22 protein-coding genes are annotated in these 22,155 nt (G+C 63.1%); 11 read left to right on the top strand and 11 right to left on the bottom strand.

Features of this window, described 5'->3' with window-relative positions; translation table 11 throughout:
* Window position 1: 1 nt before the first annotated feature.
* Both U2H20_RS08040 and U2H20_RS08035 read right to left on the bottom strand, forming a co-directional pair.
* Window positions 2-1,339: an ABC transporter substrate-binding protein gene (locus U2H20_RS08040; RefSeq protein ID WP_430591774.1), complete on the bottom strand. Its 1,338-nt coding sequence runs from the start codon at window positions 1,337-1,339 to the stop codon at window positions 2-4.
* 32 nt (window positions 1,340-1,371) lie between these two features.
* Window positions 1,372-2,358 carry a LacI family DNA-binding transcriptional regulator gene (locus U2H20_RS08035; protein WP_430591773.1) on the bottom strand — a complete coding sequence of 329 codons (987 nt, stop codon included), beginning with the start codon at window positions 2,356-2,358 and terminating at the stop codon, window positions 1,372-1,374.
* A gap of 147 nt (window positions 2,359-2,505) precedes the next feature.
* On the opposite strand from U2H20_RS08035, the gene U2H20_RS08030 reads away from it, so the two are divergent.
* Both U2H20_RS08030 and U2H20_RS08025 read left to right on the top strand, forming a co-directional pair.
* A complete protein-coding gene (locus tag U2H20_RS08030) occupies window positions 2,506-3,489 on the top strand; it encodes an ADP-ribosylglycohydrolase family protein (RefSeq protein ID WP_430591772.1) in 984 nt (327 codons plus the stop codon).
* On the top strand, window positions 3,486-4,508 hold the full coding sequence (locus tag U2H20_RS08025; RefSeq protein ID WP_430591771.1) for an ADP-ribosylglycohydrolase family protein: 1,023 nt from the start codon (window positions 3,486-3,488) through the stop codon (window positions 4,506-4,508). Before U2H20_RS08030 ends, U2H20_RS08025 begins: the two co-directional genes overlap by 4 nt.
* Here the strand turns inward: U2H20_RS08025 and U2H20_RS08020 are convergent.
* Complete coding sequence (locus tag U2H20_RS08020) at window positions 4,468-5,319, bottom strand: class II glutamine amidotransferase (protein ID WP_430591770.1); 852 nt, start codon at window positions 5,317-5,319, stop codon at window positions 4,468-4,470. The two genes, U2H20_RS08025 and U2H20_RS08020, sit on opposite strands and share 41 nt — an antisense overlap.
* Window positions 5,320-5,518: 199 nt before the next feature.
* On the opposite strand from U2H20_RS08020, the gene U2H20_RS08015 reads away from it, so the two are divergent.
* Window positions 5,519-6,340 carry a class II glutamine amidotransferase gene (locus U2H20_RS08015; RefSeq protein ID WP_430591769.1) on the top strand — a complete coding sequence of 274 codons (822 nt, stop codon included), beginning with the start codon at window positions 5,519-5,521 and terminating at the stop codon, window positions 6,338-6,340.
* Window positions 6,341-6,370: 30 nt separating this feature from the next.
* Entirely contained in the window at window positions 6,371-7,675 is a 1,305-nt protein-coding gene (locus U2H20_RS08010; protein ID WP_430591768.1) for an ATP-dependent DNA helicase, read from the top strand.
* A 71-nt stretch (window positions 7,676-7,746) separates the two neighbouring features.
* Here U2H20_RS08010 and U2H20_RS08005 read toward each other — a convergent pair whose 3' ends face one another.
* Window positions 7,747-8,346, bottom strand: a complete 600-nt coding sequence (locus tag U2H20_RS08005) for a MarR family winged helix-turn-helix transcriptional regulator (RefSeq protein ID WP_430591767.1) — start codon at window positions 8,344-8,346, stop codon at window positions 7,747-7,749.
* A gap of 61 nt (window positions 8,347-8,407) precedes the next feature.
* Here U2H20_RS08005 and idi point away from each other — a divergent pair, with 61 nt between their 5' ends.
* Genes idi through U2H20_RS07970 form a run of 7 tightly spaced genes read left to right on the top strand, consistent with a single transcriptional unit; the run spans window position 8,408 to window position 14,061 of the window.
* Window positions 8,408-8,956, top strand: a complete 549-nt coding sequence (gene idi, locus U2H20_RS08000) for an isopentenyl-diphosphate Delta-isomerase (protein WP_430591766.1) — start codon at window positions 8,408-8,410, stop codon at window positions 8,954-8,956.
* On the top strand, window positions 8,953-10,047 hold the full coding sequence (locus tag U2H20_RS07995; protein ID WP_430591765.1) for a polyprenyl synthetase family protein: 1,095 nt from the start codon (window positions 8,953-8,955) through the stop codon (window positions 10,045-10,047). The genes idi and U2H20_RS07995 overlap by 4 nt, the downstream gene beginning before the upstream one ends.
* A complete protein-coding gene (locus U2H20_RS07990; RefSeq protein WP_430591764.1) occupies window positions 10,044-10,913 on the top strand; it encodes a phytoene/squalene synthase family protein in 870 nt (289 codons plus the stop codon). Before U2H20_RS07995 ends, U2H20_RS07990 begins: the two co-directional genes overlap by 4 nt.
* A gap of 2 nt (window positions 10,914-10,915) precedes the next feature.
* Window positions 10,916-12,535 (top strand): phytoene desaturase family protein, encoded by a 1,620-nt coding sequence (gene crtI, locus U2H20_RS07985; RefSeq protein ID WP_430591763.1) that lies wholly within the window; start codon window positions 10,916-10,918, stop codon window positions 12,533-12,535.
* Window positions 12,532-12,861: a lycopene cyclase domain-containing protein gene (locus U2H20_RS07980; RefSeq protein WP_430591762.1), complete on the top strand. Its 330-nt coding sequence runs from the start codon at window positions 12,532-12,534 to the stop codon at window positions 12,859-12,861. Before crtI ends, U2H20_RS07980 begins: the two co-directional genes overlap by 4 nt.
* On the top strand, window positions 12,858-13,193 hold the full coding sequence (locus U2H20_RS07975) for a lycopene cyclase domain-containing protein (protein WP_430591761.1): 336 nt from the start codon (window positions 12,858-12,860) through the stop codon (window positions 13,191-13,193). The genes U2H20_RS07980 and U2H20_RS07975 overlap by 4 nt, the downstream gene beginning before the upstream one ends.
* Window positions 13,171-14,061 carry a prenyltransferase gene (locus tag U2H20_RS07970; protein WP_430591760.1) on the top strand — a complete coding sequence of 297 codons (891 nt, stop codon included), beginning with the start codon at window positions 13,171-13,173 and terminating at the stop codon, window positions 14,059-14,061. Before U2H20_RS07975 ends, U2H20_RS07970 begins: the two co-directional genes overlap by 23 nt.
* A 111-nt stretch (window positions 14,062-14,172) precedes the next feature.
* Here the strand turns inward: U2H20_RS07970 and rmuC are convergent, their stop codons facing one another.
* From rmuC to nrdE, 7 genes are all read right to left on the bottom strand, one after another.
* Window positions 14,173-15,789, bottom strand: coding sequence for a DNA recombination protein RmuC (rmuC, locus tag U2H20_RS07965; RefSeq protein ID WP_430591759.1), 1,617 nt, complete (start codon window positions 15,787-15,789; stop codon window positions 14,173-14,175).
* Between the two features lie 115 nt (window positions 15,790-15,904).
* Complete coding sequence (locus U2H20_RS07960) at window positions 15,905-16,429, bottom strand: hypothetical protein (RefSeq protein ID WP_430591758.1); 525 nt, start codon at window positions 16,427-16,429, stop codon at window positions 15,905-15,907.
* Window positions 16,430-16,516: 87 nt separating this feature from the next.
* Window positions 16,517-17,107 (bottom strand): DUF2238 domain-containing protein, encoded by a 591-nt coding sequence (locus U2H20_RS07955; protein WP_430591757.1) that lies wholly within the window; start codon window positions 17,105-17,107, stop codon window positions 16,517-16,519.
* Window positions 17,104-17,934, bottom strand: a complete 831-nt coding sequence (locus U2H20_RS07950) for an endonuclease/exonuclease/phosphatase family protein (RefSeq protein WP_430591756.1) — start codon at window positions 17,932-17,934, stop codon at window positions 17,104-17,106. Before U2H20_RS07950 ends, U2H20_RS07955 begins: the two co-directional genes overlap by 4 nt.
* Window positions 17,931-18,677: a glycosyltransferase family A protein gene (locus U2H20_RS07945; RefSeq protein ID WP_430591755.1), complete on the bottom strand. Its 747-nt coding sequence runs from the start codon at window positions 18,675-18,677 to the stop codon at window positions 17,931-17,933. The genes U2H20_RS07950 and U2H20_RS07945 overlap by 4 nt, the downstream gene beginning before the upstream one ends.
* A 338-nt stretch (window positions 18,678-19,015) precedes the next feature.
* A complete protein-coding gene (gene nrdF / locus U2H20_RS07940) occupies window positions 19,016-20,008 on the bottom strand; it encodes a class 1b ribonucleoside-diphosphate reductase subunit beta (protein ID WP_430591754.1) in 993 nt (330 codons plus the stop codon).
* Window positions 20,009-20,026: 18 nt separating this feature from the next.
* Entirely contained in the window at window positions 20,027-22,108 is a 2,082-nt protein-coding gene (gene nrdE, locus U2H20_RS07935) for a class 1b ribonucleoside-diphosphate reductase subunit alpha (RefSeq protein WP_430593615.1), read from the bottom strand.
* Window positions 22,109-22,155 lie beyond the last annotated feature (47 nt).

The following is a 22,155-nucleotide window of genomic DNA, read 5'->3' as shown; positions in this document are numbered from 1 at the left end:
ATCAGCCCGCGCTCGCAGGAGTGAACGGGGTCAGGGTGGTGCCGGCCTCGAACTCGGTGTCGAACTTCGCCTGCATTCCTTCGAGGTATTCCTGCGAAGAGATGTCGCCGGTGACGACCTTGTCGAATTCGGTGATGAGGTAGCTGTTCGTCTGCGGCGGGAAGAAGGTCCACGTGGCGTAGCCGACGTTGGTGGTCTCCGGGATCTCGCTGTACAGGCGGACGGTGCGGTCATCGACCTCTGCGGGGAACTGGTCTGCCGTGATGTTGAGCGGTGGCGGGTTCTCGCCGGTGCGTGCCGTGTACGAGAGCGAGCGCTCAACGTCGCCGACGAGGTAGTCGATGAAGGCCGCCGAGGTGTCAGCGTCTTCCGTCTTCGCGTTCACCGACAGCGCGGTGCCGATGGCGAGCGGGAACACACCCGGCTCGACTGCATCGCTGAACGACGGCAGTGGTGCCCACTCCCAGCCCTCTGGGTCTTCGAAGACCTGTGACATCGAGTTGAAGGCCCAGGTTCCGCTGATGTACATGGCGGTCGTTCCGTTTGCGAGGCCCGTGACGTTCGCGGTGTCGTCGGTCGTGAAGTACGACTGTGATCCACCGGCGAGCCAGCCGTTGTCGATCCATGACTTGATGAGGTCGATCGCGGCAACGAAGTCTGGGTCTGCGAACGAAGCTTCACCGGTGAGGACTTCGTAGATGCGCTCCGGGCCGACGGTCGCGTTGAGGACCGCGGTGATGAGCCATTCGCTCATGCCCTGGTACCCGGCGTTTCCGCCTCCGAGTGGTGTCATTCCCTTGACCGCTGCCGCTGCGGCGACCTGCTCGAACTCGGCGAGGGTCGTCGGGGCGGTCCAGCCGTTCTCTTCGAACACGTCTGCGTTGTAGTAGAGCACCATCGAGCCGTAGCCGGTCGGCACGGACATGAGCGAGCCGTCGACCTTGCTGAGTTCATAGGCCCACGGCAGCAGCTGGTCTTCCCAGCCGTATTCGGCGGCGTAGTCGTCGAGCGAGAGGGTCTGGTCTGCGCGAGCGAAGTCGGAAGCCGAGGAGGGGCCGTCGGCGTAGATGATGTCCGCGGCCTGGTTTGCTGCGACTGCGGTGTCGGTCAGTTGGCCGATCGTGGTGAGTTCCTTGACCTCCATGTTGAGAGCGACGTCGCTCTCTTCATTGAAGCCATCAACGAAGATCTCCTGGAACGCGGTCTCGGTCTCTGGTGCGTAGAACGCTCCCCAATACGAGACGCCTTCGCTGCTGCCACCGTTGGTGCAGCCAGCCAGGGTGAGGGCGGCTGCAGCAGCGATACCGGTGACGGTCAGCGCACGCTTCTTTATGGTCATGGTGCTCTTCTTTCGTGATCTGGTGAGGGGACTTAGCTGGATTGCCGAACGATCAGTCGGTGGGACAAGCCGATTGTTCGAGTGATTTCGCTCACTTCACCGTCGAGACGGTCAAGGAGGAGGCGAGCGCAGGTTCTTCCGATCTCGCGGGCAGGGTTTTCGACAGTGGTGAGCGCTGGGCTCACGAGGGAGGCGGCTTCGATGTCGTCGTAGCCGGTGACCGCGAGGTCTTTTGGCACACGGAGGCCGAGTTCGCGCGCGGCATCGAGCACGCCGATCGCGATGAGGTCGTTGGCGGCGACGATCGCGTCTGGGCGTTCGCGCTTGGTGAGGAGTTCGCGGGCAGCGTTGCGACCACCTTCACGGGTGAAGGAGCCGTAGGCGATCTGGTGCTTTCGGAGGTCGAGGGCGCGCAGCTGGTGCGCGCGAACGAATCCCTCGAGGCGCTGCTTCGTCGGCACCGCCGCTTCTTCACCACCGATGAAGGCGAGCTTGCGGTACCCGCGATCGAGGAGATGATCGGTGATCTCTCGCGCGCCCGCCGCGTCGTCCGTGTGCACGAGATCTCCGCCATCGGCACTCACTCGACCGAGCGTGACGAACGGGATCTGCGCCGTGTGGAGTTCTTCGAGGACCGCCTCGGTGAGACCGAAAGGGGCTGCCACGACCGCGTCGACCCGACGCGAGATGAGGTGTCGGAGCGTGTTCTCGCTTCGGCCGGGGCCATTGGAGTCGGAGATCGTCAGCATGATCTCGCGAGGAATGAGGACGTCTTGCATTCCGACGGCGACGAGTGGGTAGAAGGGGTTCTCGAGCGTCGGAACCACCAGGGCGATCGTGCCTGTCCGGCCGGAGCGCAGCTGCGCGGCGCCCGGGTGCGCGCGATACCCGAGTTCTTTGATGGCCTTTTCGACTTTCGCCCGCGTCGGGGCTGAAACACTGCGCTTCCCGGAGATGACGTGGGAGACCGTGGCCATGCTGACGCCTGCACTGGCAGCGACGTCGCGAATTCCGGCCACGAGAAACCTCAATCTGTTTTGCAAAACGTTTTGTCTTAGCATGCGTGAAATTGCGATATGGGGCAAGTCCTTCTTATAAATTCCCTGTAACGGTGGCAAATAATCACGCTAGGGTGAAGCAAAACGTTTCACTAAATCGGAGATGGAATGAAAAATCGAGCCCGAGGATCACTCCTTGCACTCGCGATTGGTGACGCCATGGGAGCGCCAACCGAGAACATGACGCTCCATGCGATCCGAGAACGATGGGGTCGAGTCACCGGCTTCCTCGAAGAAGATGCTGCCGGGACCGACGACACCGAGTACGCGGTCCTCACTGCCCAGACAGTGCTGTCGCACGGCCGCGCGCTCAGCTCGGAAGCGGTCGCCGACAACTGGCTTCGCGCGCTCGAAGTCCAGAACGCCGGCTTCCACGGCGCAGGATTCAGCGAAATGATCGCGCTCTCGAACCTCCAGCAGGGTCTGCGCCCGCCGCAGAGCGGCCAGCGAAACTCCGAGATGTGGAGCGACGGCGCTGCCATGCGAGTCGCGCCGATCGGGATCTACGCGGCCGGGGACCCGGAGCTCGCTGCCGCACTTGCAGCGATCGATGCTCGAGTCAGTCACGATCGCGATGGCGTGTACTGCGCCGAGGCGCTCGCCGCCGGCGTCGCAGTCGCGATGATCGACACCTCGATCGATCCCGTGCTCGACGCGATGATGCGCGCGCTCCCGAGCGATTCTTGGTCTGCGCGACTCGCTCGTCGCGCGCTGCAGATCGCAGAGCGTGCCGGCAGCGTGATCGAGGCGGAAGAAGCCCTCTTCGCGCAGATCCCGCTCCGACAGTACATGTGGGCCGACGTCGCCCCCGAGGCGCTTGCCTTGACCCTCGGTCTTCTCCGCGCGAACAACGGTGAAATCAGTGTGATCGAGTCGGGCGTCAACATCGGTCGCGACTCCGACACGATCGCAGCGATGAGCGGTGCGGTCGCCGGAGCGCTGCACGGTATCGAAGCGCTCGATGCGCAACTGGTCGAACAGGTTCGCCATGTCGCCGGGCGCTGTATCGAAGCAACCCGGGGCACCGACCTCATTGCCATGGCCGACGCCCTCGTCGACCGCGCGAACACGGATTGGATGGAAGCCGCATGACCGCGGAAGTCGATCTCGACGGAGCAATCGTGCAGCGCGCGCTCGCGGCTGCACACGGCCTGGTACTCGGTGACGCACTCGGTGCTCCCGCAAGCGTCCACCGCACCATTCGAGATCCATGGGTCCGTCAGATGCTGCGCCGAGGCACTGCAGACCTCGACGACTCGCAGGTGCTCCGTCCCGTCGTGCCCTTCGTGCTCTCGGCGCTCGGGACCGAATCGCTCGTTGGTACCGACGACGCGGAACTCTTCGCGGTCGCAGCGCTGTCGATGGCGGGGACAGGGTCCACCGATGAGCTCTTCACCGAGTGGGTTCGCCTCGTCGATCAGCCCGACACCTGGCTCGGAACCGCGCAGCGTTCAGCGCTCGACAACTCCCGCCATGGCCTGGTGCCGCCACAAACCGGGCAAGACAATCCGGCCTTCTACGACGACACGGCGCTGCCCGGCGCGCTCGCCGCTGCCATCGCTGCACGAACGCCACTCGAGGCCGCAGAGCGCGCGGCGCAGTTCGCCCGCATCACGCACGACGGCGTCGGCGTGCACGCTGCGGTGCTGTTCGCGCACATTCTGAACGCGAGTTTCGAGGGCGCCACGATCGAATCGGCCATCGATGCTGCACTCGCGACGCTCGAATTCGATGAGTGGCTGCACGGCAACATCGCGCAGGCTCGATCGATCATGCAGGCTGCACCGCAACCGTTCCTCGCGATCCCGGAACTCGTTCAGGTCTTCGCACCACGCACCTACAGTCACGCGGGCACGGTGACCGAAACCCTGCCGCTCGCGATCGCGATCACGGAGGCGTGCGGTGGCAACCATGCGCTCGCGATGCCGCTCGCGTTCGCCGTGACGCGTCACCAGGACAGCCTGCCGGGACTCGTCGGTGCGCTGTGCGGTGCGCTCGGGGCGAAGATCGATGCGAATGGGACCGATCTCCTGGCAGGAGTCACGATCCCGGCAACTGCGGGATCGTCGATTACCGAGCTGGTGCGGTCGCTGCTGCAGCTTCGCGGCTAGCGTCGCCCCCGAGCACGACGCTCGGCGCGGTGCTGGCGCGGGTGATCTCGAGCGTGTGCAGATCGACGCGAACCGCGGTGTTCTGTTCGAGACGTTCCCAGCCTTCGGTGTCGAGTCCGCTCGAGGAGAAGACGGTCGTCCCGTCATCGGAGCGGCGCATGCTCAGCTGGTAGTAGTGATCGACATGATCGCGTGGCAGATCGTCGCCGAGCCCGGATTCCTCGAATTCTTTGTGCGGAACGGGGGCGCCCTCGTTCGCGTGCACCGCGATGAGCTCGTCTCGGGTCAACACGATGAGGTTGATCGCCGAGCTCGGGAACTGCGAACGCACCGCTGCGACCGTCGCGGCCACCGCGTCGAACACCCCGACTCCGGCGTCGACGCGCCGAAGAATCAGGGCGAAGAGGCATGCGGTGTCGGTCTCGCCGCCGACTCTGCGCAGCTCCTCCTCGGTGACGAGCGCACGCAGCTCCTTCGCCGGTCGAACACTGCCATTGTGTGCCAATGCGATCCCGTCGACTCGAAACGGGTGCGTGTTCGAACGGTAGTTCCGCATGCCGTCGGTCGCCAGACGCAAGTGCGTGAGCCGCGCGACGCTCGGGGTGTCGGCAAGCGCTCCCGCGAGATCGGGGTTCGTCGTCCCATCGCTCGGGTCGCGGAACCGGCGAACTTCTCCGTCTTGGATCCAGGCGGTTCCCCAACCGTCGCAGTGCAGTCGGCCCATGCGCTGAAACTCACGGCACGCTGCAGCACCGATGACATCGGTGGCGGTGCGGGGGTCGGGAGCGGCGAATGCCAGCAGACGGCACATTCGCGTTCCTCCTTCTCAACGGGTTCGATCTATCTTTCCACTCGCGACCGGAATGCACGAATGCGGGGAGGGCAGCAGCGGCCTCCGAGCGGCCGCGGGATCGGCTGTGGAACGTTGCGGCCCCTTGTGACGCAAGGTTACGCCGCTGCTGGCGCCGGGGTGTTCGCTTCGGCACGATTGCATGAGGAAGGAGGCCGCAATGTGCCGCATGCTCGGATTCGCTTCGCGAGTTCCCCGCACGACCCAGGAGATCGTGGGTCCCGACAACTGCGCCGCCTTTCACACGCTCAGCTCGCTCCACTCAGACGGATGGGGCACCGCCTGGATCGATGAAGGCAGCGTCCGTCGCTACCGCGAGCCGGTCGGCGGGGCATCGAGCCGGGGCCTGTCGGGCTCGCTTGCCGACACCCCGAGCATCGCAAGGATCGCGCATCTGCGTCTGGCAACCGTGCTCGGCGGCAACCACATTCGGAACACGCACCCCTTCCGTGTTGGCGACGTCGCGCTCATCCACAACGGGAGTATCGGACCAGTCGCGAAGCTGCGCTCGCTCGTACGTGCGGACGAGCTCGAGCGCGTTGGCGGCACCACCGACACCGCTGCCGTTTTCGCTCTGATCCTTCGCCGAATCGACTCGGGTGCGACCGTCTTCGACGCCGTCACCGAGACCGTCGAGGATCTCAGCATCCGTTTTCCGGGCGCCGCCCTCAACCTCTTCGTGCTCACTCCGCAAGAACTCATCGCCGTGCACGCTGCAAGCGCTGCGCCCGCGCCAAAGGAAGCACTGCTCGCGCGCGGCTTCGGGCGCACCCTCCCGCCCGGGCACGAGGACGACTACTACAACCTCAGTTTCTTGCGCACGGAAGACGCCGTCGCTTTCGCATCGAGCGGGATCGAGACCGAAGGCTGGGAGACGGTGCCACCGGAGAGCGCGATCCGTGTCGACCTGCACGATCTCTCCCTCACGACACGGGCACTCGAGACTGTCGCAACTGCGCACGAACTGGTGCGCCCAGCCTGAGCAGCCTCCGCTGACCTTTACGATGTTTGAGTGGCTCTCAAACTCTCTGCAGAACAGCAAGCGCTGTTCGAGCGCATCGAGTCGACGAGTGACCACCTCTTCATCACGGGCCGCGCCGGCACCGGAAAGTCGACGCTCCTCAATCACCTGAACTGGAACACGAGCAAGCAGATCGTGATCTGCGCTCCCACGGGCGTCGCTGCGCTGAACGTCGGCGGACAGACCATCCACTCGCTCTTCCGTTTGCCGCTCGGCGTGATCGCACAGGGTGAGCTGCGACAGACGACCGAACTCAGGAAGATCCTCAACACGATCGACACCCTCGTGATCGATGAGATCTCCATGGTCAACGCCGACCTCCTCGACGGCATCGATCGTTCGCTGCGGCAGGCGAGGCAACGGAAGCACGAAGCGTTCGGCGGCGTACAGGTCATCATGTTCGGTGATCCGTACCAGCTCGCACCCGTGCCCGGCGATGCCGAAGAGCGCGCGTACTTCGCAGACCATTACCGCTCGATGTGGTTCTTCGACGCGAACGTCTGGCAAGAAACCAGCCTCACGACGATCGAACTCGTGCACATCCACCGTCAGCGAGATCTCGAGTTCAAGCAGGCATTGAACGCGGTCCGACACGGCACGGTGACGGCGGAGATCGCCGAGTTGCTCAACACGAAGGGCGCGCGGACGCCGCCGGAAGACGGGATCCTGACGCTCGCGAGCAGGAACGACACCGTCAATCGCATCAATGCGGCGAACCTCGCGAAGCTCCCCGGAAAGGCTCGTACCGCGGTCGCGGAGATCTCCGGCGACTTCGGTGGCCGAACCTTCCCTGCCGACGAGAAGCTCGATCTCAAAGAGGGAGCGCAGGTCATGTTCTTGCGCAACGACAGTGAGCAGCGCTGGGTGAACGGCACGATCGGCACGGTCGTCGAGATCCGCGACACCGTCTGGGTCGACATCGATGGTGAACACCATGAGGTCGATCCGATGATCTGGGAGAAGTACCGGTACTCCTACTCGCCAGTCACGAAAGAGTTGAAGCGCGACATCGTTGCGGAATTCACACAGTTCCCGCTCCGGCTCGCGTGGGCGGTCACGATTCACAAGTCGCAGGGCAAAACCTACGATCAAGCAATCGTCGATTTGGGTTCGCGGGCCTTCAGCCCGGGGCAGACCTACGTTGCGCTGTCGCGGTTGACCTCGCTCGAAGGCCTGTACCTCACTCGCCCGCTCCGTCCCGCCGACATCATCGTCGACCAACGGGTTCGTGAGTTCATCTCGGATTCCCGGGCCGCTGCCGCCGCACAACAGGCCGCACAGGAATCAGCCAAATAGGCATCGAGAATTTCGCGAACCGAGCATATTGCTGCGTCCAGCGGCAGCACCGCTCGCCGCGCTCTCTGCGGTTACCGGCGGTCGGACCGTGATCCTTCGGTCGCCTCGGGCTCGTCGAGAGCGAGATCGTCGGCTTCTGTTGCAGCCAGATCGAGGAGGAACTTCTTGATGACGGCGCGTTCCTCGTTCGAGTAATCGGCCGCGATGTTGAACCTTCGAGCGTGCATCCGACCAACGCCCTCACGAGCGGTTTTCCGAGTCTGATCCTGCACGCGGATGTGCAGCGCGCGTCGGTCGTTCGGGTGCGGCGCGCGAGTGATGTGGCCCGCGTCCTCGAGTCGGTCGAGCAGTTTCGTGATCGAGGCGCGAGTGACACCGAGGTGCTCAGCGAGGCGAGCGGGCGTCACGACTTCGCCGGAGTGGTGCGCTGCCATCAAGAATCGGATTGCGCGCATGTCGGTATCGCCGACGCGCATGCGCTTCCTCGCGCGTGCGCTCATGCGGTTTTCTGCCTCACGCCACTGGCGCAGTGCGTCCATGAGTTCAACGATTTGGGATACATCTGCATCATTCATCGCGGAATGCTGGAGTATTTCATTGTGAGGGTCGATGATGCGCGGATCATTGAAGACGATGTCTCGCCCAAGTCCCTGCGTTTCACGATTGCTCACGAGTGAATGGTAGCCCCAAGTGATAGTAACCTTGGTATACAACTTTTGAGAGGGGGCGATGATGACCGAGGAAACGCACGGTGAAGACCACGTGGTGCTCTTGGACGAGAGTCGAACACCAATCGGCATCGCGCCGAAATCGAGCGTGCACTCGCATGACACGCCACTGCACCTCGCATTCTCCTGCCATGTCTACAACGAGCAAGGGCAAGTCCTCGTCACGCGCCGAGCGCTGAGCAAGCGCACCTGGCCGGGGGTCTGGACCAACAGCTTCTGCGGGCACCCGCGCCCGGACGAGCTCCTCATCGACGCGGTCGCACGCCGCGCAGCGTTCGAACTCGGCATCACGCTCGAAAACGTCACCGAAGTCCTCCCCGACTTCGCCTACCGTGCAGTCGACGCGAGCGGCATCGTCGAACACGAATGGTGTCCGGTCTACACGGCGACCACCCGAGACATCCCAGCGCCCAACCCGGATGAAGTCGCAGAGTTCGAATGGGCTGACCCGCTCGCGCTCGCCGCGACCGCGAAAGCAGCTCCATTCGTCTTGAGCCCGTGGCTCGTCAGTCAGCTCGAAGCACTCGAACAACAAGAAGGCACGGCCGAATGAGCGCGACGGTTGGTACCCGCACCGCAGCAATGCAGGCAATTTTTCAAGGAACACCGGCCGAACACGCGCACGAAGCAGTCCAAGCTCGCATTGAGGCGCTGCTTGCACGCAGGACCCCCGCCGCTCAAGCTCGAGGCGGAGACTTCGGACGGCTCTGGGAGCACCTCAGAGACGCGACTCGCGGCGGAAAAGGCCTCCGGCCTCGCCTCGTGACGAGCGTCGCAGATGCCTTCGGCACCATCGACGACAACGTCATCACCACCGCCGCTGTCTTTGAGATCCTGCACACTGCATTCCTGCTGCACGACGACGTCATCGACCAGGACACCCTTCGTCGAGGCGCGCTGAACATCGCGGGCCACTTCATGCAAGACGCGGGCGCTCGAGGCATGGACGCCGAAACCTCGCGTATCGCCGGAACCGCAGCGGCGATCCTCGCCGGCGACCTCCTCATCAGCCTTGCGCTCCGCACCTTCGCCGAGCTCGACGTCGATCGCGAAATCCATCGGGAACTCTTCGACGTGGTCGAAGACGCGATCCTGAGCGCCGCAGCCGGTGAACTCGAGGATGTGCGCTACGCGAGCGGAGTGATCGCGAGCGAAGACGAAATCGTGCAGATGATCGCGCACAAGACCGCCGGCTACTCCTTCGTGGCACCCATGGTCGCGGGCGCGATCCTCGCCGGTGCGCAGCGTGAAGCGGTGGAGGCACTGGAACGTATCGGGCAAGGGCTCGGGCTCGTCTTCCAATTGCGCGACGACATTCTCGGTGTCTTCGGCGATGCCGAAACCGGCAAGAGCGCCATCGGCGATCTCCGCGAAGGTAAGCAGACCCTCCTCATCGCATTCGCTCGGCAGTGTGCCCAGTGGAACGAAGTTGAATCGGTCTTCGGCACGCCCACCCTCTCAGAAGCAGATGCCACCCGGATTCGGCACACACTCGAACAGTGCGGCGCTCGCGCAGCGGTCGAAGCCGAGATCCGGCGAGTCTTCAACGAGACGCGAACGAACATTCAAGAAGCGCCGTTGCCCGAATCGCTGCAGCACACCCTGCTCGCGTTCCTGCAGGAAAGCGTGGACCGCCGCCGATGAACACCACCGGTCTGGCGCTGTATTCGAAAACTGCTCGGGAATCCAGTGCCCACGTCATCGGGGCATACTCGACCTCCTTCGGCCTGGCGACCGCATTGCTGCAGGAGCCTGTCCGAAGCCATATCCGAAAGATCTACGCGCTCGTGCGCGTTGCCGACGAAGTCGTCGACGGGCCGGCAGCGGAAGCAGGAGCCACCCCGGCCGAGTGCCGCGCGATGCTCGACGAACTCGAGGCAGACACCGAGCGTGCGCTGCGCACCGGGTTCAGTGCGAACCTCGTCGTTCACGCCTTCGCGGAATCCGCGCGAGCACTCGATATCGGCACTGCACTGACGAAGCCGTTCTTCGCCTCGATGCGAGCCGACCTCGAACCCGTGGACTTCACCGAAGCAGAACTCGACACCTACGTGTACGGCTCCGCAGAAGTGATCGGGCTGATGTGCCTGCAAGCCTTCCTGCAGCATCGGTCACCGACCGCGATGCAGCGCGACACCCTTGAGCGCGGGGCGCGTGCGCTCGGCTCGGCGTTCCAACGCGTGAACTTCCTCCGCGACCTCGGCGAAGACGCTGACGGACGCGGACGTCGCTACTTTCCAGGGCTAGACCCGACGAACCCGGACCCCGCGGCGGTCACCGAGATCCTCGACGGCATCGACCGCGAACTCGCGATTGCCGAGCGAGCCCTCCGCGGTCTCCCGAAGGGCGTGCAGCGCGCGGTCCGTGCGGCACTCGCGCTCTACCGTGAACTCTCGGCACAGCTTCGTGCAATGCCTGTTCACGAAATCGCACGACACCGTGCAAGCGTCCCATCAATGAAAAAGGCCCGAATCGTGGGCAGAGTTCTCATCACCGGAAGAAGAGCCTGAGCATGAACGCAGCCCAATCACCCGCGGCATCATCGGGCGCGGGGAAGACCGCGGTCGTCATCGGCGCGGGTATCGCCGGGCTCGCGAGCGGCGCGCTGCTCGCGAAAGACGGATGGAACGTCACGATTCTCGAATCACGAGGCGAGATCGGAGGCCGCGCCGGGCGCTGGAGCGCAGAAGGCTTCACCTTCGACACCGGACCCTCCTGGTTCCTGATGGCCGAGGTCTTCGAGCACTTCTACCAATTGCTCGGCACCTCGACCGAGGAGCAACTACAGCTCGATCGGCTCGATCCCGCGTACAAGGTGTTCTTTCAGGACGGCACCGACATGCAGGTGCACGGTGATCTCGAGCGCACCTTCGCCGAATTCGAGCGCCTCGAACCGGGCAGTAGTGCAGCGCTTCGCCGCTACCTCGACAGCGCCTCGACAACAGGTCGTCTCGCGGTCGAGCAGTTCCTGTACAACCCGTTTGCAAAACTCACGAGCATTGGCAACAAAGAGATCTTCGCCAAGTTCCCGACGCTTGCGAAGTTGCTGCTGCAACCAATGAACAAGTTCATCGCCAAACACGTGCGCGACCCTCGCCTACAGCAGGTGCTCGGGTATCCCGCCGTCTTCCTCGGCACCAGCCCCTACGTCGCACCGAGCATGTACCACCTCATGAGCACCTTCGACATGGAGGAGGGCGTGTTCTACCCGCAGGGAGGGTTTGCGGCGTTCATCGACTCGGTCGCGAAGCTCGCCCGCGAGGCCGGCGCCGAGATCGTCCTGAACTCGCCGGTCGTTTCGATCAAGGTCGATGAATCGGGCACTGCGAAGGGCGTCATCGTGCGCACCAAGGCAGGCGAGAGCGAGATCCGGGCAGACCTCGTCGTCTCTGGCGCCGACCGTCACCACACCGAAACCAAGCTGATCCCGAAAAAGTTTCACGGGAAACGGCAGAAGCAGTGGGACAAGCGCACCGCCGGTCCGAGTGCCGTCGTCGCGCTCCTCGGCATCAAGGGCCGGGTGCCAGAGCTGCCGCACCACTCGCTGTTCTTCACGAGCGACTGGAAAGGCGACTTCAAAGACCTCTACGGCAACCCCGGCAAACTCGGCGATCCGGCGAACTTCTACGTGTGCGCTCCGAGCGTCACGGATGATTCCGTCGCTCCGGCCGATCACGAGAACCTGTTCGTCCTCGTGCCGGTGCCCGCAGACGAATCGCTCGGACGAGGAGGCACCACAAACCCGGACGGCACCGGCGGCGGCGACCCTCGGGTCGAACAGATCACTGACTCGGCGATCGCCACCATCGCGGAATGGGCGGGAATCCCCGACCTCGCCGAGCGAATCGTCGTGCGGAAAACCATCGGACCAGCCGACTACGCCGAACAGTTCAACTCGTGGAAGGCATCCGCGCTCGGGCCCTCGCACATTCTCAGCCAGAGCGCGATGTTCCGCGGCTCAACGGCGTCGCCCGATGTCGATGGTCTCGTGTTCGCGGGAGCGACGAGCGTTCCCGGAATCGGATTGCCGATGTGCCTCATCAGCGCCGAACTCGTTTTGAAGCACTCGCGCGGAGACCGTGACGCAGGTCGTGTGCCCGCACCGATCCGGGTACGGCAGGCGCAACCGTGACCCTGATCTACCTCGGGAGTCTGCTGTTCACGATCGGATGCATGGCACTCATCGATGCGCGCTGGAAACTCGCGTTCTGGCACCGACCAGGTCGCGCGGCACTCGCCGTCGGCCTGTCCTCGCTGTTGCTCCTGATCTGGGATCTCATCGGGATCGGATTCGGCATCTTCTTTCGCGGAGATTCACCCTTCATGACGGGCATTGAGGTGATCCCGGACCTGCCGATCGAAGAATTCGCGTTCCTGATCTTCCTGTCGTACTTCAGCTTGATCCTGTACACGGGAGTCCTTCGAATTCTGGCCTCGCGGCGGGAGGCCACCTCGTGACCTATCTCCTCGCGAACACAGCGCTCGTACTCGTTGCGATCATCGTGTCGGCACTCGCTTGGCGATACAGCCCACGCGGGCACGCGATCGCGCTGACCGTTGCCTTCGCGGTCCTCGTCATCATGACCGCGATCTTCGACACCATCATGATCGCCGTCGACTTCTTCGCCTACTCGGACGAGCACATCCTCGGCATCCTCATCGGGCTCGCCCCGATCGAAGACTTCGCATACCCGCTTGCGGCACTGCTCGTCGTGGCGGCGATCTGGAACTTTGGAGAACACCGTCGCGCACGCCAGGATGGTGAACATGCATCAGGTCGCCGAGCGTAACCGTTCGTTCCTCGCCGACCTGTTCCTCGCCTCACGGCCGGTGAGCTGGATCAACACGGCGTTTCCTTTCGCGGCCGCAGTGTTCCTGGTGGAGCGCGAGATCTCTCTCGCCCTCATCGTCGGCACGATCTTCTTCCTCATCCCGTACAACCTTGCGATGTACGGCATCAATGATGTCTTCGACTACGAGTCGGACATCAGAAACCCTCGAAAGGGAGGGGCGGAGGGCGCGCTCATCGCGCCGTCCCGACACCGCGCGGTGCTCGCCGCCGCGATGCTGTCGACGATTCCCTTCGTCATCGTGCTCGTGCTGCTCGGCGATTGGCAGTCGTGGATCGTGCTCGCGATCAGCCTTTTCGCGGTCGTCGCGTATTCCATGCGCGGACTGCGGTTCAAAGAGATTCCCTTTCTCGATTCGGTGACCTCGAGCACCCACTTCGTGAGTCCAGCGGTCTACGGGCTCGTGCTTGCAGGGGCGACCTGGACGCCGGCGCTCGTCTGCCTGCTCCTCGCGTTCTTCCTGTGGGGCATGGCGAGTCACGCGTTCGGGGCGGTGCAGGACGTCGTCGCCGACCGCGCCGGCGGTCTCGCTTCCATCGCAACCGTGCTCGGCGCGCGTGCGACCGTTCGTGGCGCCATCGGTGCTTGGTTCGCCGGTGGCTTCCTCATGGTGTTCACCGAATGGCCGGGACCGCTCGGTGCGCTGCTCGTGATCCCGTATATCGCGCTCGCCCTCCCGTTCTGGAACATCACCGACGAGAACGCGGAGGCTGCGAACCGGGGCTGGCGAAAGTTCTTGTACGCGAACTATGTCGTCGGTTTCCTCGTGACGATGCTGCTCATCTGGTGGGGTTTCACGAACGCGTAAGCGCCTGAGCGCCTGAGCGGCTGAGCGCCCGAGTGGCTGAGCGCCTGAGCGCGTAAGCGGATGTGTGCCTGTGCGGGTGCGTGCCTAAGCGCCTGTGTGCGAGCGAGCTAACTATCGCCCGGTTTGTTCCGCGCCGTGTTCTGTGTCGTCTGCTGCGGCAGTGTTCCCGAAGTCGAGCGTCGGAGCGATGGCACGCTGCGAATCGGGGTCGTCAACGTCGTTGAGCGCATTCGAATCGACCTGCGTGTACAGGTCTTCCTTCTGTGCGGGTGCCGCGAGCACTTCGAGCGGTGGGGCGGAGTCGAGCGAGGTCTCGAACCCTTGCAAGGCGCTGAAACGACGCGCCTGCGTGACCACGTTGCGATCGAGTGAAGTATTGAACTCGTTGAACGCATCGACCGTGCTGTTGAGGCGCTTGCCGAGCTTCGTGAGGTGACCGCCGAGCGTGCCGAGGCGCTTGTGGAGTTCTCGCCCGACCGTGAAAATCTGCATCGCTTCGCCCGCGAGCTGCTCTTGACGCCAGGTGTACCCGACGGTGCGCAGCAACGCGATCAACGTCGCGGGGGTCGCAAGAATGACATTCCTGGCGAAGGCGTGCTCGAACAGCGTCGGGTCTTCTTCGAGCGCCGCATTCAAGAACGCCTCTGCTGGCACGAACATGACGACGAACTCGGGCGAGCCTTCGACGGCCTCCCAGTAGGCCTTGCCGCCGAGCTGATCGATGTGGGTTTTGAGGTGTCGCGCGTGCGCTTTGAGCCTGGAGGCGCGGATCTGATCGTCCTTGGCTTCCATCGCTTCGAGGTAGCCATTGAACGCGACCTTCGCATCGACGATGATCTGTTTGTTGCCGGGCAACTTCACAATAAGGTCGGGGCGAAGCGCGCCCTCGTCGGTGTTGTGGTGCGATTGCTCTTCGAAGTCGACGTGGCTCACCATGCCGGCTGCTTCGACCACCCGGCGCAACTGGAGCTCGCCCCAACGACCGCGCACTTGCGGGGCACGAAGGGCCGTGACGAGTTGCTTCGTTTCGTCCTTCAGCTGGTCTGAGGATTCACGCATACCGCGGAGCTGCTCGGCGAGTGCTGCGTTCGCCTCGGATCGGGCCTTCTCGGAGGTCGTCAGTTCTGCCTTCACGGTGTCGAGCGTTCGGGTCAGCGGCTCGACCAGTTGCTTCACCGCTTCTTCGCGTTTGGCGAGTTCGGCTGCGCCGAGGTTTGTCGAGCGCTTGAGGCGCTCCTCGGCCTGCTCGAGGAACTCCGCTGCGTTCGCTTGCAAGGCCTTCTTCGAGAGCGCTTCGAACTCATTCGACAGACGCTGCTGATCGTTGCGCAGTTCCTCGAGTCGGAGTTTCGCCTCGGCCCGTTCACGCTCCAGGTCGTCTGCAGCGTTCCGTTCCGCCGTCGTGAGCCGTTCCTGCCACGAGGCCGCGAGCTCTTTGTGCGCGGCTGCCGCACGCTCGCGCTCGTCGTTCAACCGCGCTTCTGCAAGGCTGCGCTCCTCGTCGCGGGCGGCGCTCACTCGCGCATCGGCGTCGAGACGAAGACGCTTCGTCTCTTCACGTTCTTGGTGGAGCTCGGCGCGCGTGCGCTCGTGTTGCTGCTCAGCGCCCTGCGCTGCCGCCTCGAGTTTGGCGCGCGCGGCGACACCGCGACTGTGCACGAAGAGCGCTCCGAGGGCCGCACCGATGATGAGCGCGACGACACTGACGATCACGACGAGGGGGTCCATGCTTGTATCCCATCATGCGCCGCTGACATTGCGGGCGAACGCTCCGAGGCGCAGCCGCTTCGGTCCGCGGGAATTTGCTCGAGACGCGAGCCTTCTGAGGCCGAGTCGGTGCGTCCTAGAGCGCCCGAGCGTTGCGGAGCCGTTTGTACTCGTCGTTGAGCGTGATCGCTCGAATGATCAGGATGATCGAAGCGACAACCGCAAGGAGGGAGCCGATCCAATGGAACCCGAGCCTGATGCCGCCTTCGTACCAGGAGACGATGATGCCGTCCGCGTGCTGGAACAGCGTTGCCGCGATCAGGTTCAAGAACGCGCAGAAGATACCCGAGAGCATCGCGAGGTTGATGAGCCCGGGAAGATCGCGCCCGTCGGCAGTCGCAACGCAGACGATGGCGCAGGCAAGGACGATGCCGCAGACGACAATCGAAACCCACGCCGGAATCCATTCGAGGATGAACAGGCCCCCGGTGGAGTCGTAGCGTGCGTCACCGCGACCGAAAGAGAAGTCCGAGAACTGCTGGCGATAAATGCCGTTCACCGAGATGAGCACGAGCGAGAGCAGACCAGTGGCCAACGCAACCGTGAACGCGACGCCGAATGCCTTGCTCTTGGTGGTCTTTTCGTGCTCTGGCCTTGGCATGACGATCGTCTCCGGGGTCGGGGGCAGTGGTTCCAGGCTAACAAGCCGGGGTACCGGGGTGCGCCGGGCGTTCGGGCCGGCGAACGCTCAGCGGTGCGAGAGCGGAAGGGTTCGGGTCAGCCGCGCCCGGGACAGCACGAAACCGGCCAAAAGGGCGCCGAGCCCACCGATGGCCATGTCGCCGATGGTGTCGTGGTACTCGACATAAATCTCATCGGTGAACACCACGAAACCGACCCACTCGATCATTTCCCACACCGCACTCACCGCAAGTCCGATCGTGGTCGACATCGTCACGGCAACTCGCGTGCGCACGCCATCATGACCCGGCCGCGGAACGATCTCACAGTGAGCGAGCAAGAGATAGACCATGGGCGCAATGACGGCGGTGCAGAGCAAGTGAATGGCCTTGTCCCAGCCGATGAGCGTGCGGTACAGATCGAGGATGTTGCTCCAAGCGGCAACGAGGACGACAACCGAGAACACGATGTCGAATCCCGCTCGGGCGCCGATGAACCTCGGCAGCACCAGTGCCGGGAGCGTGAGCGCCAGAATTCCGGCGTCCGTGGGCGAGAGCCAGATTCCCGCGACCACGACACCGAGCAGGCCGACGACTCGCAGTACATCGGCAATCCACTCGGACAGGCTCGTCGGCGGACGAAGAAAGTTCGTGATCATGCGTTCCCTTCACGGTGAGGAATGACAACCTCCGCCTGTATCGGCAGGTGATCCGAAGCCCAGCCACCGAGATATCGAGTCGGGTCGATGGCGACCCGTTCCACCGAGATCGTCGGGGTGGTCAGGATCCAGTCGATTCGACGGCCGGGGCGCGGTTGGCGATAGTTCTGAAAAGTGCCGTACTCGGGGGTCGAGCGCTCGTTCGCCGCCTGCCAAGCATCAACAAGGGTCCCGTCCTGCTGCAGTAGCTCGAGAGCAGTCGACCCCGGTGCAGCATTCAAATCTCCCGTCACGACGACTGGTTCAGCGCTGCTGGCGACATGGGTGCGGATCACGTCCGCCGCGCGACTCCGCGCTCGCCCGCTGAAGGGATCGAGATGCGTGTTCATCAGTCGGAACAGCGCCGACGTCGTTCGGTCGCGGAACACCGCGCTGACGACGACTCGCGGGAACACGCTGCCCCAGGAGCGGGAACCGGGGACTTCCGGAGTGTCCGACAGTGCAAATTGACGCCACTCGCGCAGTTCCAACCTCGAAGCGTCATAAAACACAGGGCACGCCTCGCCGCGGCCATCTCGCGACCTTCCGTAACCGATCTTTCGATACTGGGGTCCCAGGGCGGATTGCACTGAACGAGCTTGCGCAGGGAACACCTCCTGCGCTGCCAGCACCGTAGGACGCTCCGCCTGTACGAGCGCACGGAGGCGAGACTCGCGAACACTCCAGTGATCAGCCCGGTTCCACGGCCATTCGCGCATCGGACGACGAATGTTGAAGCTCATAATGCGCGTCGTTGCTCGATGCTGGCGCTCTGTCGAGCCGTTCATGGGCGCCGCTTCGAAGATGCGGGCGAACCGAACCGTTGCCGGAGCATCGCCAGTTTCAACCAGCGAACCGTCGGAAAATCCTGAGGCCAGTGTCGTATGACGGTGCGCGCCCCCCATTCCGTGCGGCGAGCAAAGCCGCGGGCCGTGAAGAACGGTCGCATCGAAATCCCCATCTCGGCATTTGCCAACACTCGGATTCGATGTCGCTCACCGAGGTGATAGGCCAAATCAAGATCATCGTGAACATTCGGCGCGAGGTGCAGGCGGTGACGGACCGCACGCCAAGCTGATCGACGGATGCCGAGGTTCGAGCCGAACAGTGGTGCGTGTCCGAGGGCAGGTGCTGTCACGATGGCATAGACACCGAGATAGGCGGCAGCGAGAGGTCGCTGCAATCTGCGCGGTCCGTCGATGAATCGTGCGCCACCGGTGAACGCCGCGACATCGGGTTGTGCCTCGAAAGCCTCCGCCATGACCTCTACCCACTGGCGGCCAGGGATGCAGTCGGCGTCGAGCCGAAGGATGCAGTTCCCGATCGCAGCGTCATAGCCGGTGGCGCTCGCGGCAGGGATACCCGGGGTCGCGCACTCGACCACGCGGGCGCCGGAGGCCCGGGCGATTTCAGCGGAGTCATCGCTCGATTGGTTGTCGACGACGATCACTTCATCCGGCTGTCTCGTCTGCATCTTGAGTGCTTCGAGGCACCGTCGCAGGAGCTCTCCGTCATCTTTTACGGGGATCACGACCGAGACTGTCAAGGTCGGCACCGCTGCCCCGATCGTGGGTCTGCCGGATTCATCGGCGGATGCTCGGGCGGTCGTCTTGCGCGGTCGCGCCAAAGTGTCTCCTCGTCGGTGCTCGCTCGCGTGTGCTGTTTCCAGTGTGTCACCCAATGGACCGCGGGACCGCACGGCGCAAGGGATGGTGTCGGGTGCACGCACGGGAGGTCTGAAGATTCGTCGTGAAGCGCGGGCTCGCCGTTGAGTTCGCCCGGTGTATCGCGGATTCAGCGCAAGCACGCGGGTAGCGAAAAGCCCGGCCTCGAAATGAATCGAGGCCGGGCTCTTGGGTGGTCCGGAACTTAGAAGTCCCAGTCTTCGTCTTCGGTGGAGACTGCCTTGCCGATGACGTACGAGGAACCTGAACCCGAGAAGAAGTCGTGGTTCTCGTCGGCGTTCGGGCTGAGCGCCGACAGGATCGCAGGGTTCACGTCAGTGACGGTCGAGGGGAACAGCGGCTCGAAGCCGAGGTTCATGAGCGCCTTGTTCGCGTTGTAGTGCAGGAACTTCTTGACGTCTTCCGTGAGGCCAACGCCGTCGTACAGGTCGGCGGTGTACTTCACTTCGTTTTCGTACAGTTCGTACATGAGCGTGTAGGTGTAGTCCTTGATTTCTTCACGCTTCTCCGGCGACACCGCGTCAAGTCCCTTCTGGAACTTGTACCCGATGTAGTACCCGTGCACTGCCTCGTCACGAATGATGAGGCGAATGAGGTCTGCAGTGTTGGTGAGCTTCGCGCGGCTCGACCAGTACATCGGCAGGTAGAAGCCCGAGTAGAACAAGAACGATTCGAGCAGCGTCGAGGCGACCTTGCGCTTCAGTGGGTCGTCGCCCTCGTAGTAGTCGAGGATGATCTCCGCCTTGCGCTGCAGGTACGGGTTCTCGGTGGACCAGCGGAACGCGTCGTCGATCTCCTTGGTCGACGCGAGGGTCGAGAAGATCGAGGAGTAGCTCTTCGCGTGCACCGATTCCATGAAGGCGATGTTGGTGTACACCGCTTCTTCGTGCGGGGTGAGCGCGTCTGGGATCAGTGAAACCGCACCAACGGTGCCCTGGATCGTGTCGAGCAGGGTCAGGCCGGTGAAGACCCGCATCGTGAGCAGTTTCTCGTCTTCAGTGAGGGTGCCCCACGACTGCACGTCGTTCGACAGCGGCACCTTCTCTGGCAGCCAGAAGTTGTTCACCAGACGGTTCCAGACTTCGAGGTCTTTCTCGTCGGGGATGCGGTTCCAGTTGATTGCCTGGACGAGGTGCGTTCGCTTCTCGCCCGTGGGCAGCACGTTTTCTACAGTCATGATCGATTCCGTCCGGGCCTAGAGCATGCAGCTCACGCAGCCGTCAACCTCTGTGCCCTCGAGGGCCAGCTGACGGAGGCGGATGTAGTAGATGGTCTTGATTCCCTTGCGCCATGCGTAGATCTGCGCCTTGTTGATGTCGCGCGTGCTCGCCGTGTCTTTGAAGAACAGCGTGAGCGACAGGCCCTGATCGACGTGCTGGGTTGCAGCCGCGTAGGTGTCGATGATCTTCTCTGGTCCGATTTCGTAGGCGTCCTGGAAGTACTCCAGGTTGTCGTTCGTCATGAACGGAGCCGGGTAGTACACGCGGCCGATCTTGCCTTCTTTACGGATCTCGATCTTCGAGGCGATCGGGTGGATCGACGAGGTCGAGTTGTTGATGTACGAGATCGAACCGGTCGGCGGAACAGCCTGGAGGTTCTGGTTGTAGATCCCGTACTCCTGAACGAGAGCGCTCAGTGCACGCCAGTCCTCCTGCGTTGGGATGTGAATGTTCACCTTGGCGAACAGTTCACGAACGCGCTCGGTCTCTGGAGCCCACTCGCGGTTCACGTACTTGTCGAAGAACTCGCCACTTGCGTACTTCGAACGCTCGAAGCCTTCGAAGGTCTCGCCGGTTTCCTGAGCGATCAGGTTCGAAGCGCGCAGGCAGTGGAAGAGGACTGCGTAGAAGTAGATGTTGGTGAAGTCGAGTGCTTCTTCACTGCCGTAGAAGATCCGCTCACGACCGAGGAAGCCGTGCAGGTTCATCTGGCCGAGGCCGATCGCGTGCGACATGTCGTTGCCTCGAGCGATCGAGGGAACGGAGCCGATGTGCGACTGGTCCGAGACCGAGGTGAGCGCGCGGATCGCGGTCTCGATGGTCTTGCCGAAGTCTGGCGAGTCCATCGTGAGTGCGATGTTGAGGCTACCGAGGTTGCAGGAGATGTCCTTCCCGATGGTGTCGTAGCCGAGGTCCATGTTGTAGGTCGTCGGGGTGTTGACCTGCAGGATCTCGCTGCACAGGTTGGACATGTTGATGCGGCCGTCGATCGGGTTCTCGCGGTTCACCGTGTCTTCGAACATGATGTACGGGTAGCCCGACTCGAACTGGATCTCGGCGAGCGTCTGGAAGAACTCACGAGCCTTGATCTTCTTCTTCGTGATGCGAGCGTCGTCGACCATCTCGTGGTACTTCTCGGTGACCGAGATGTCGGAGAACGGAACGCCGTACACCTTCTCGACGTCGTACGGCGAGAACAGGTACATGTCCTCGTCCTTCTTCGCGAGTTCGAAGGTGATGTCTGGAACGACAACTCCGAGCGAGAGGGTCTTGATGCGGATCTTCTCGTCAGCGTTCTCACGCTTGGTGTCGAGGAAGCGCATGATGTCCGGGTGGTGTGCCTGGAGGTACACCGCACCGGCGCCCTGGCGGGCACCCAGCTGGTTCGCGTAGCTGAATGAGTCTTCGAACAGCTTCATCACGGGGATGATGCCGGAGGACTGGTTCTTGATCTGCTTGATCGGTGCGCCGTATTCGCGAATGTTCGTGAGGTTGAAGGCAACGCCGCCGCCGCGCTTCGAGAGCTGCAGTGCGGAGTTGATCGAGCGACCAATCGACTCCATGTTGTCTTCGATGCGGAGCAGGAAGCATGAAACGAGCTCGCCGCGCTGGCGCTTGCCGGCGTTCAGGAAGGTCGGGGTTGCCGGCTGGAAGCGGCCGTTGACGATTTCGTCGACGAAGGCTTCTGCCTGGCGCTCGTCGCCACGGGCGAGTGCGAGGGCAACGTTGACGACGCGGTCTTCGTAGCGTTCGAGGTAGCGCTGGCCGTCGAAGGTCTTCAGCGTGTACGAGGTGTAGTACTTGAAGGCGCCCAGGAACGTGGGGAAGCGGAACTTGTACCCGTAGGCACGCTTCATCAGGCCCTTGATGAACTCGAAGGAGTACTGGTCGAGGACCTGCTTCTCGTAGTACTCGTTCTCGACGAGGTAGTCGAGCTTCTCTTTGAGCGAGTGGAAGAAGACCGTGTTCTGGTTGACGTGCTGCAAGAAGTACTGGTTCGCAGCTTCGCGGTCTTTTTCAAACTGGATTTCGCCGTTTGGACCGTAGAGGTTCAGCATCGCGTTCAGCGAGTGGAAGTCGAGCCCAGTCTGGACCGGCGCGCTTT

The sequence above is a fragment of the Humidisolicoccus flavus genome (assembly GCF_045689595.1).
GTDB lineage: Bacteria > Actinomycetota > Actinomycetes > Actinomycetales > Microbacteriaceae > Humidisolicoccus > Humidisolicoccus flavus.
The sequence above is the reverse complement of the archived record's forward strand: the minus strand, read 5'-3'. Positions and strand labels throughout refer to the sequence as shown.

What these genes read in the sequence shown, in the direction of transcription:
- U2H20_RS07960 (WP_430591758.1), bottom strand. Translation starts at nt 16,429, where the DNA reads ATGCCAAGGCCAGAGCACGAAAAGACCACCAAGAGCAAGGCATTCGGC.
- U2H20_RS07970 (WP_430591760.1), top strand. Translation starts at nt 13,171, where the DNA reads ATGCATCAGGTCGCCGAGCGTAACCGTTCGTTCCTCGCCGACCTGTTC.
- nrdE (WP_430593615.1), bottom strand. Translation starts at nt 22,108, where the DNA reads ATGCTGAACCTCTACGGTCCAAACGGCGAAATCCAGTTTGAAAAAGAC.
- U2H20_RS07950 (WP_430591756.1), bottom strand. Translation starts at nt 17,934, where the DNA reads ATGAACGGCTCGACAGAGCGCCAGCATCGAGCAACGACGCGCATTATG.
- U2H20_RS07995 (WP_430591765.1), top strand. Translation starts at nt 8,953, where the DNA reads ATGAGCGCGACGGTTGGTACCCGCACCGCAGCAATGCAGGCAATTTTT.
- idi (WP_430591766.1), top strand. Translation starts at nt 8,408, where the DNA reads ATGACCGAGGAAACGCACGGTGAAGACCACGTGGTGCTCTTGGACGAG.
- U2H20_RS08040 (WP_430591774.1), bottom strand. Translation starts at nt 1,339, where the DNA reads ATGACCATAAAGAAGCGTGCGCTGACCGTCACCGGTATCGCTGCTGCA.
- crtI (WP_430591763.1), top strand. Translation starts at nt 10,916, where the DNA reads ATGAACGCAGCCCAATCACCCGCGGCATCATCGGGCGCGGGGAAGACC.
- U2H20_RS08015 (WP_430591769.1), top strand. Translation starts at nt 5,519, where the DNA reads ATGTGCCGCATGCTCGGATTCGCTTCGCGAGTTCCCCGCACGACCCAG.
- rmuC (WP_430591759.1), bottom strand. Translation starts at nt 15,789, where the DNA reads ATGGACCCCCTCGTCGTGATCGTCAGTGTCGTCGCGCTCATCATCGGT.
- U2H20_RS08020 (WP_430591770.1), bottom strand. Translation starts at nt 5,319, where the DNA reads ATGTGCCGTCTGCTGGCATTCGCCGCTCCCGACCCCCGCACCGCCACC.
- U2H20_RS07990 (WP_430591764.1), top strand. Translation starts at nt 10,044, where the DNA reads ATGAACACCACCGGTCTGGCGCTGTATTCGAAAACTGCTCGGGAATCC.
- U2H20_RS08025 (WP_430591771.1), top strand. Translation starts at nt 3,486, where the DNA reads ATGACCGCGGAAGTCGATCTCGACGGAGCAATCGTGCAGCGCGCGCTC.
- U2H20_RS08030 (WP_430591772.1), top strand. Translation starts at nt 2,506, where the DNA reads ATGAAAAATCGAGCCCGAGGATCACTCCTTGCACTCGCGATTGGTGAC.
- nrdF (WP_430591754.1), bottom strand. Translation starts at nt 20,008, where the DNA reads ATGACTGTAGAAAACGTGCTGCCCACGGGCGAGAAGCGAACGCACCTC.
- U2H20_RS07955 (WP_430591757.1), bottom strand. Translation starts at nt 17,107, where the DNA reads ATGATCACGAACTTTCTTCGTCCGCCGACGAGCCTGTCCGAGTGGATT.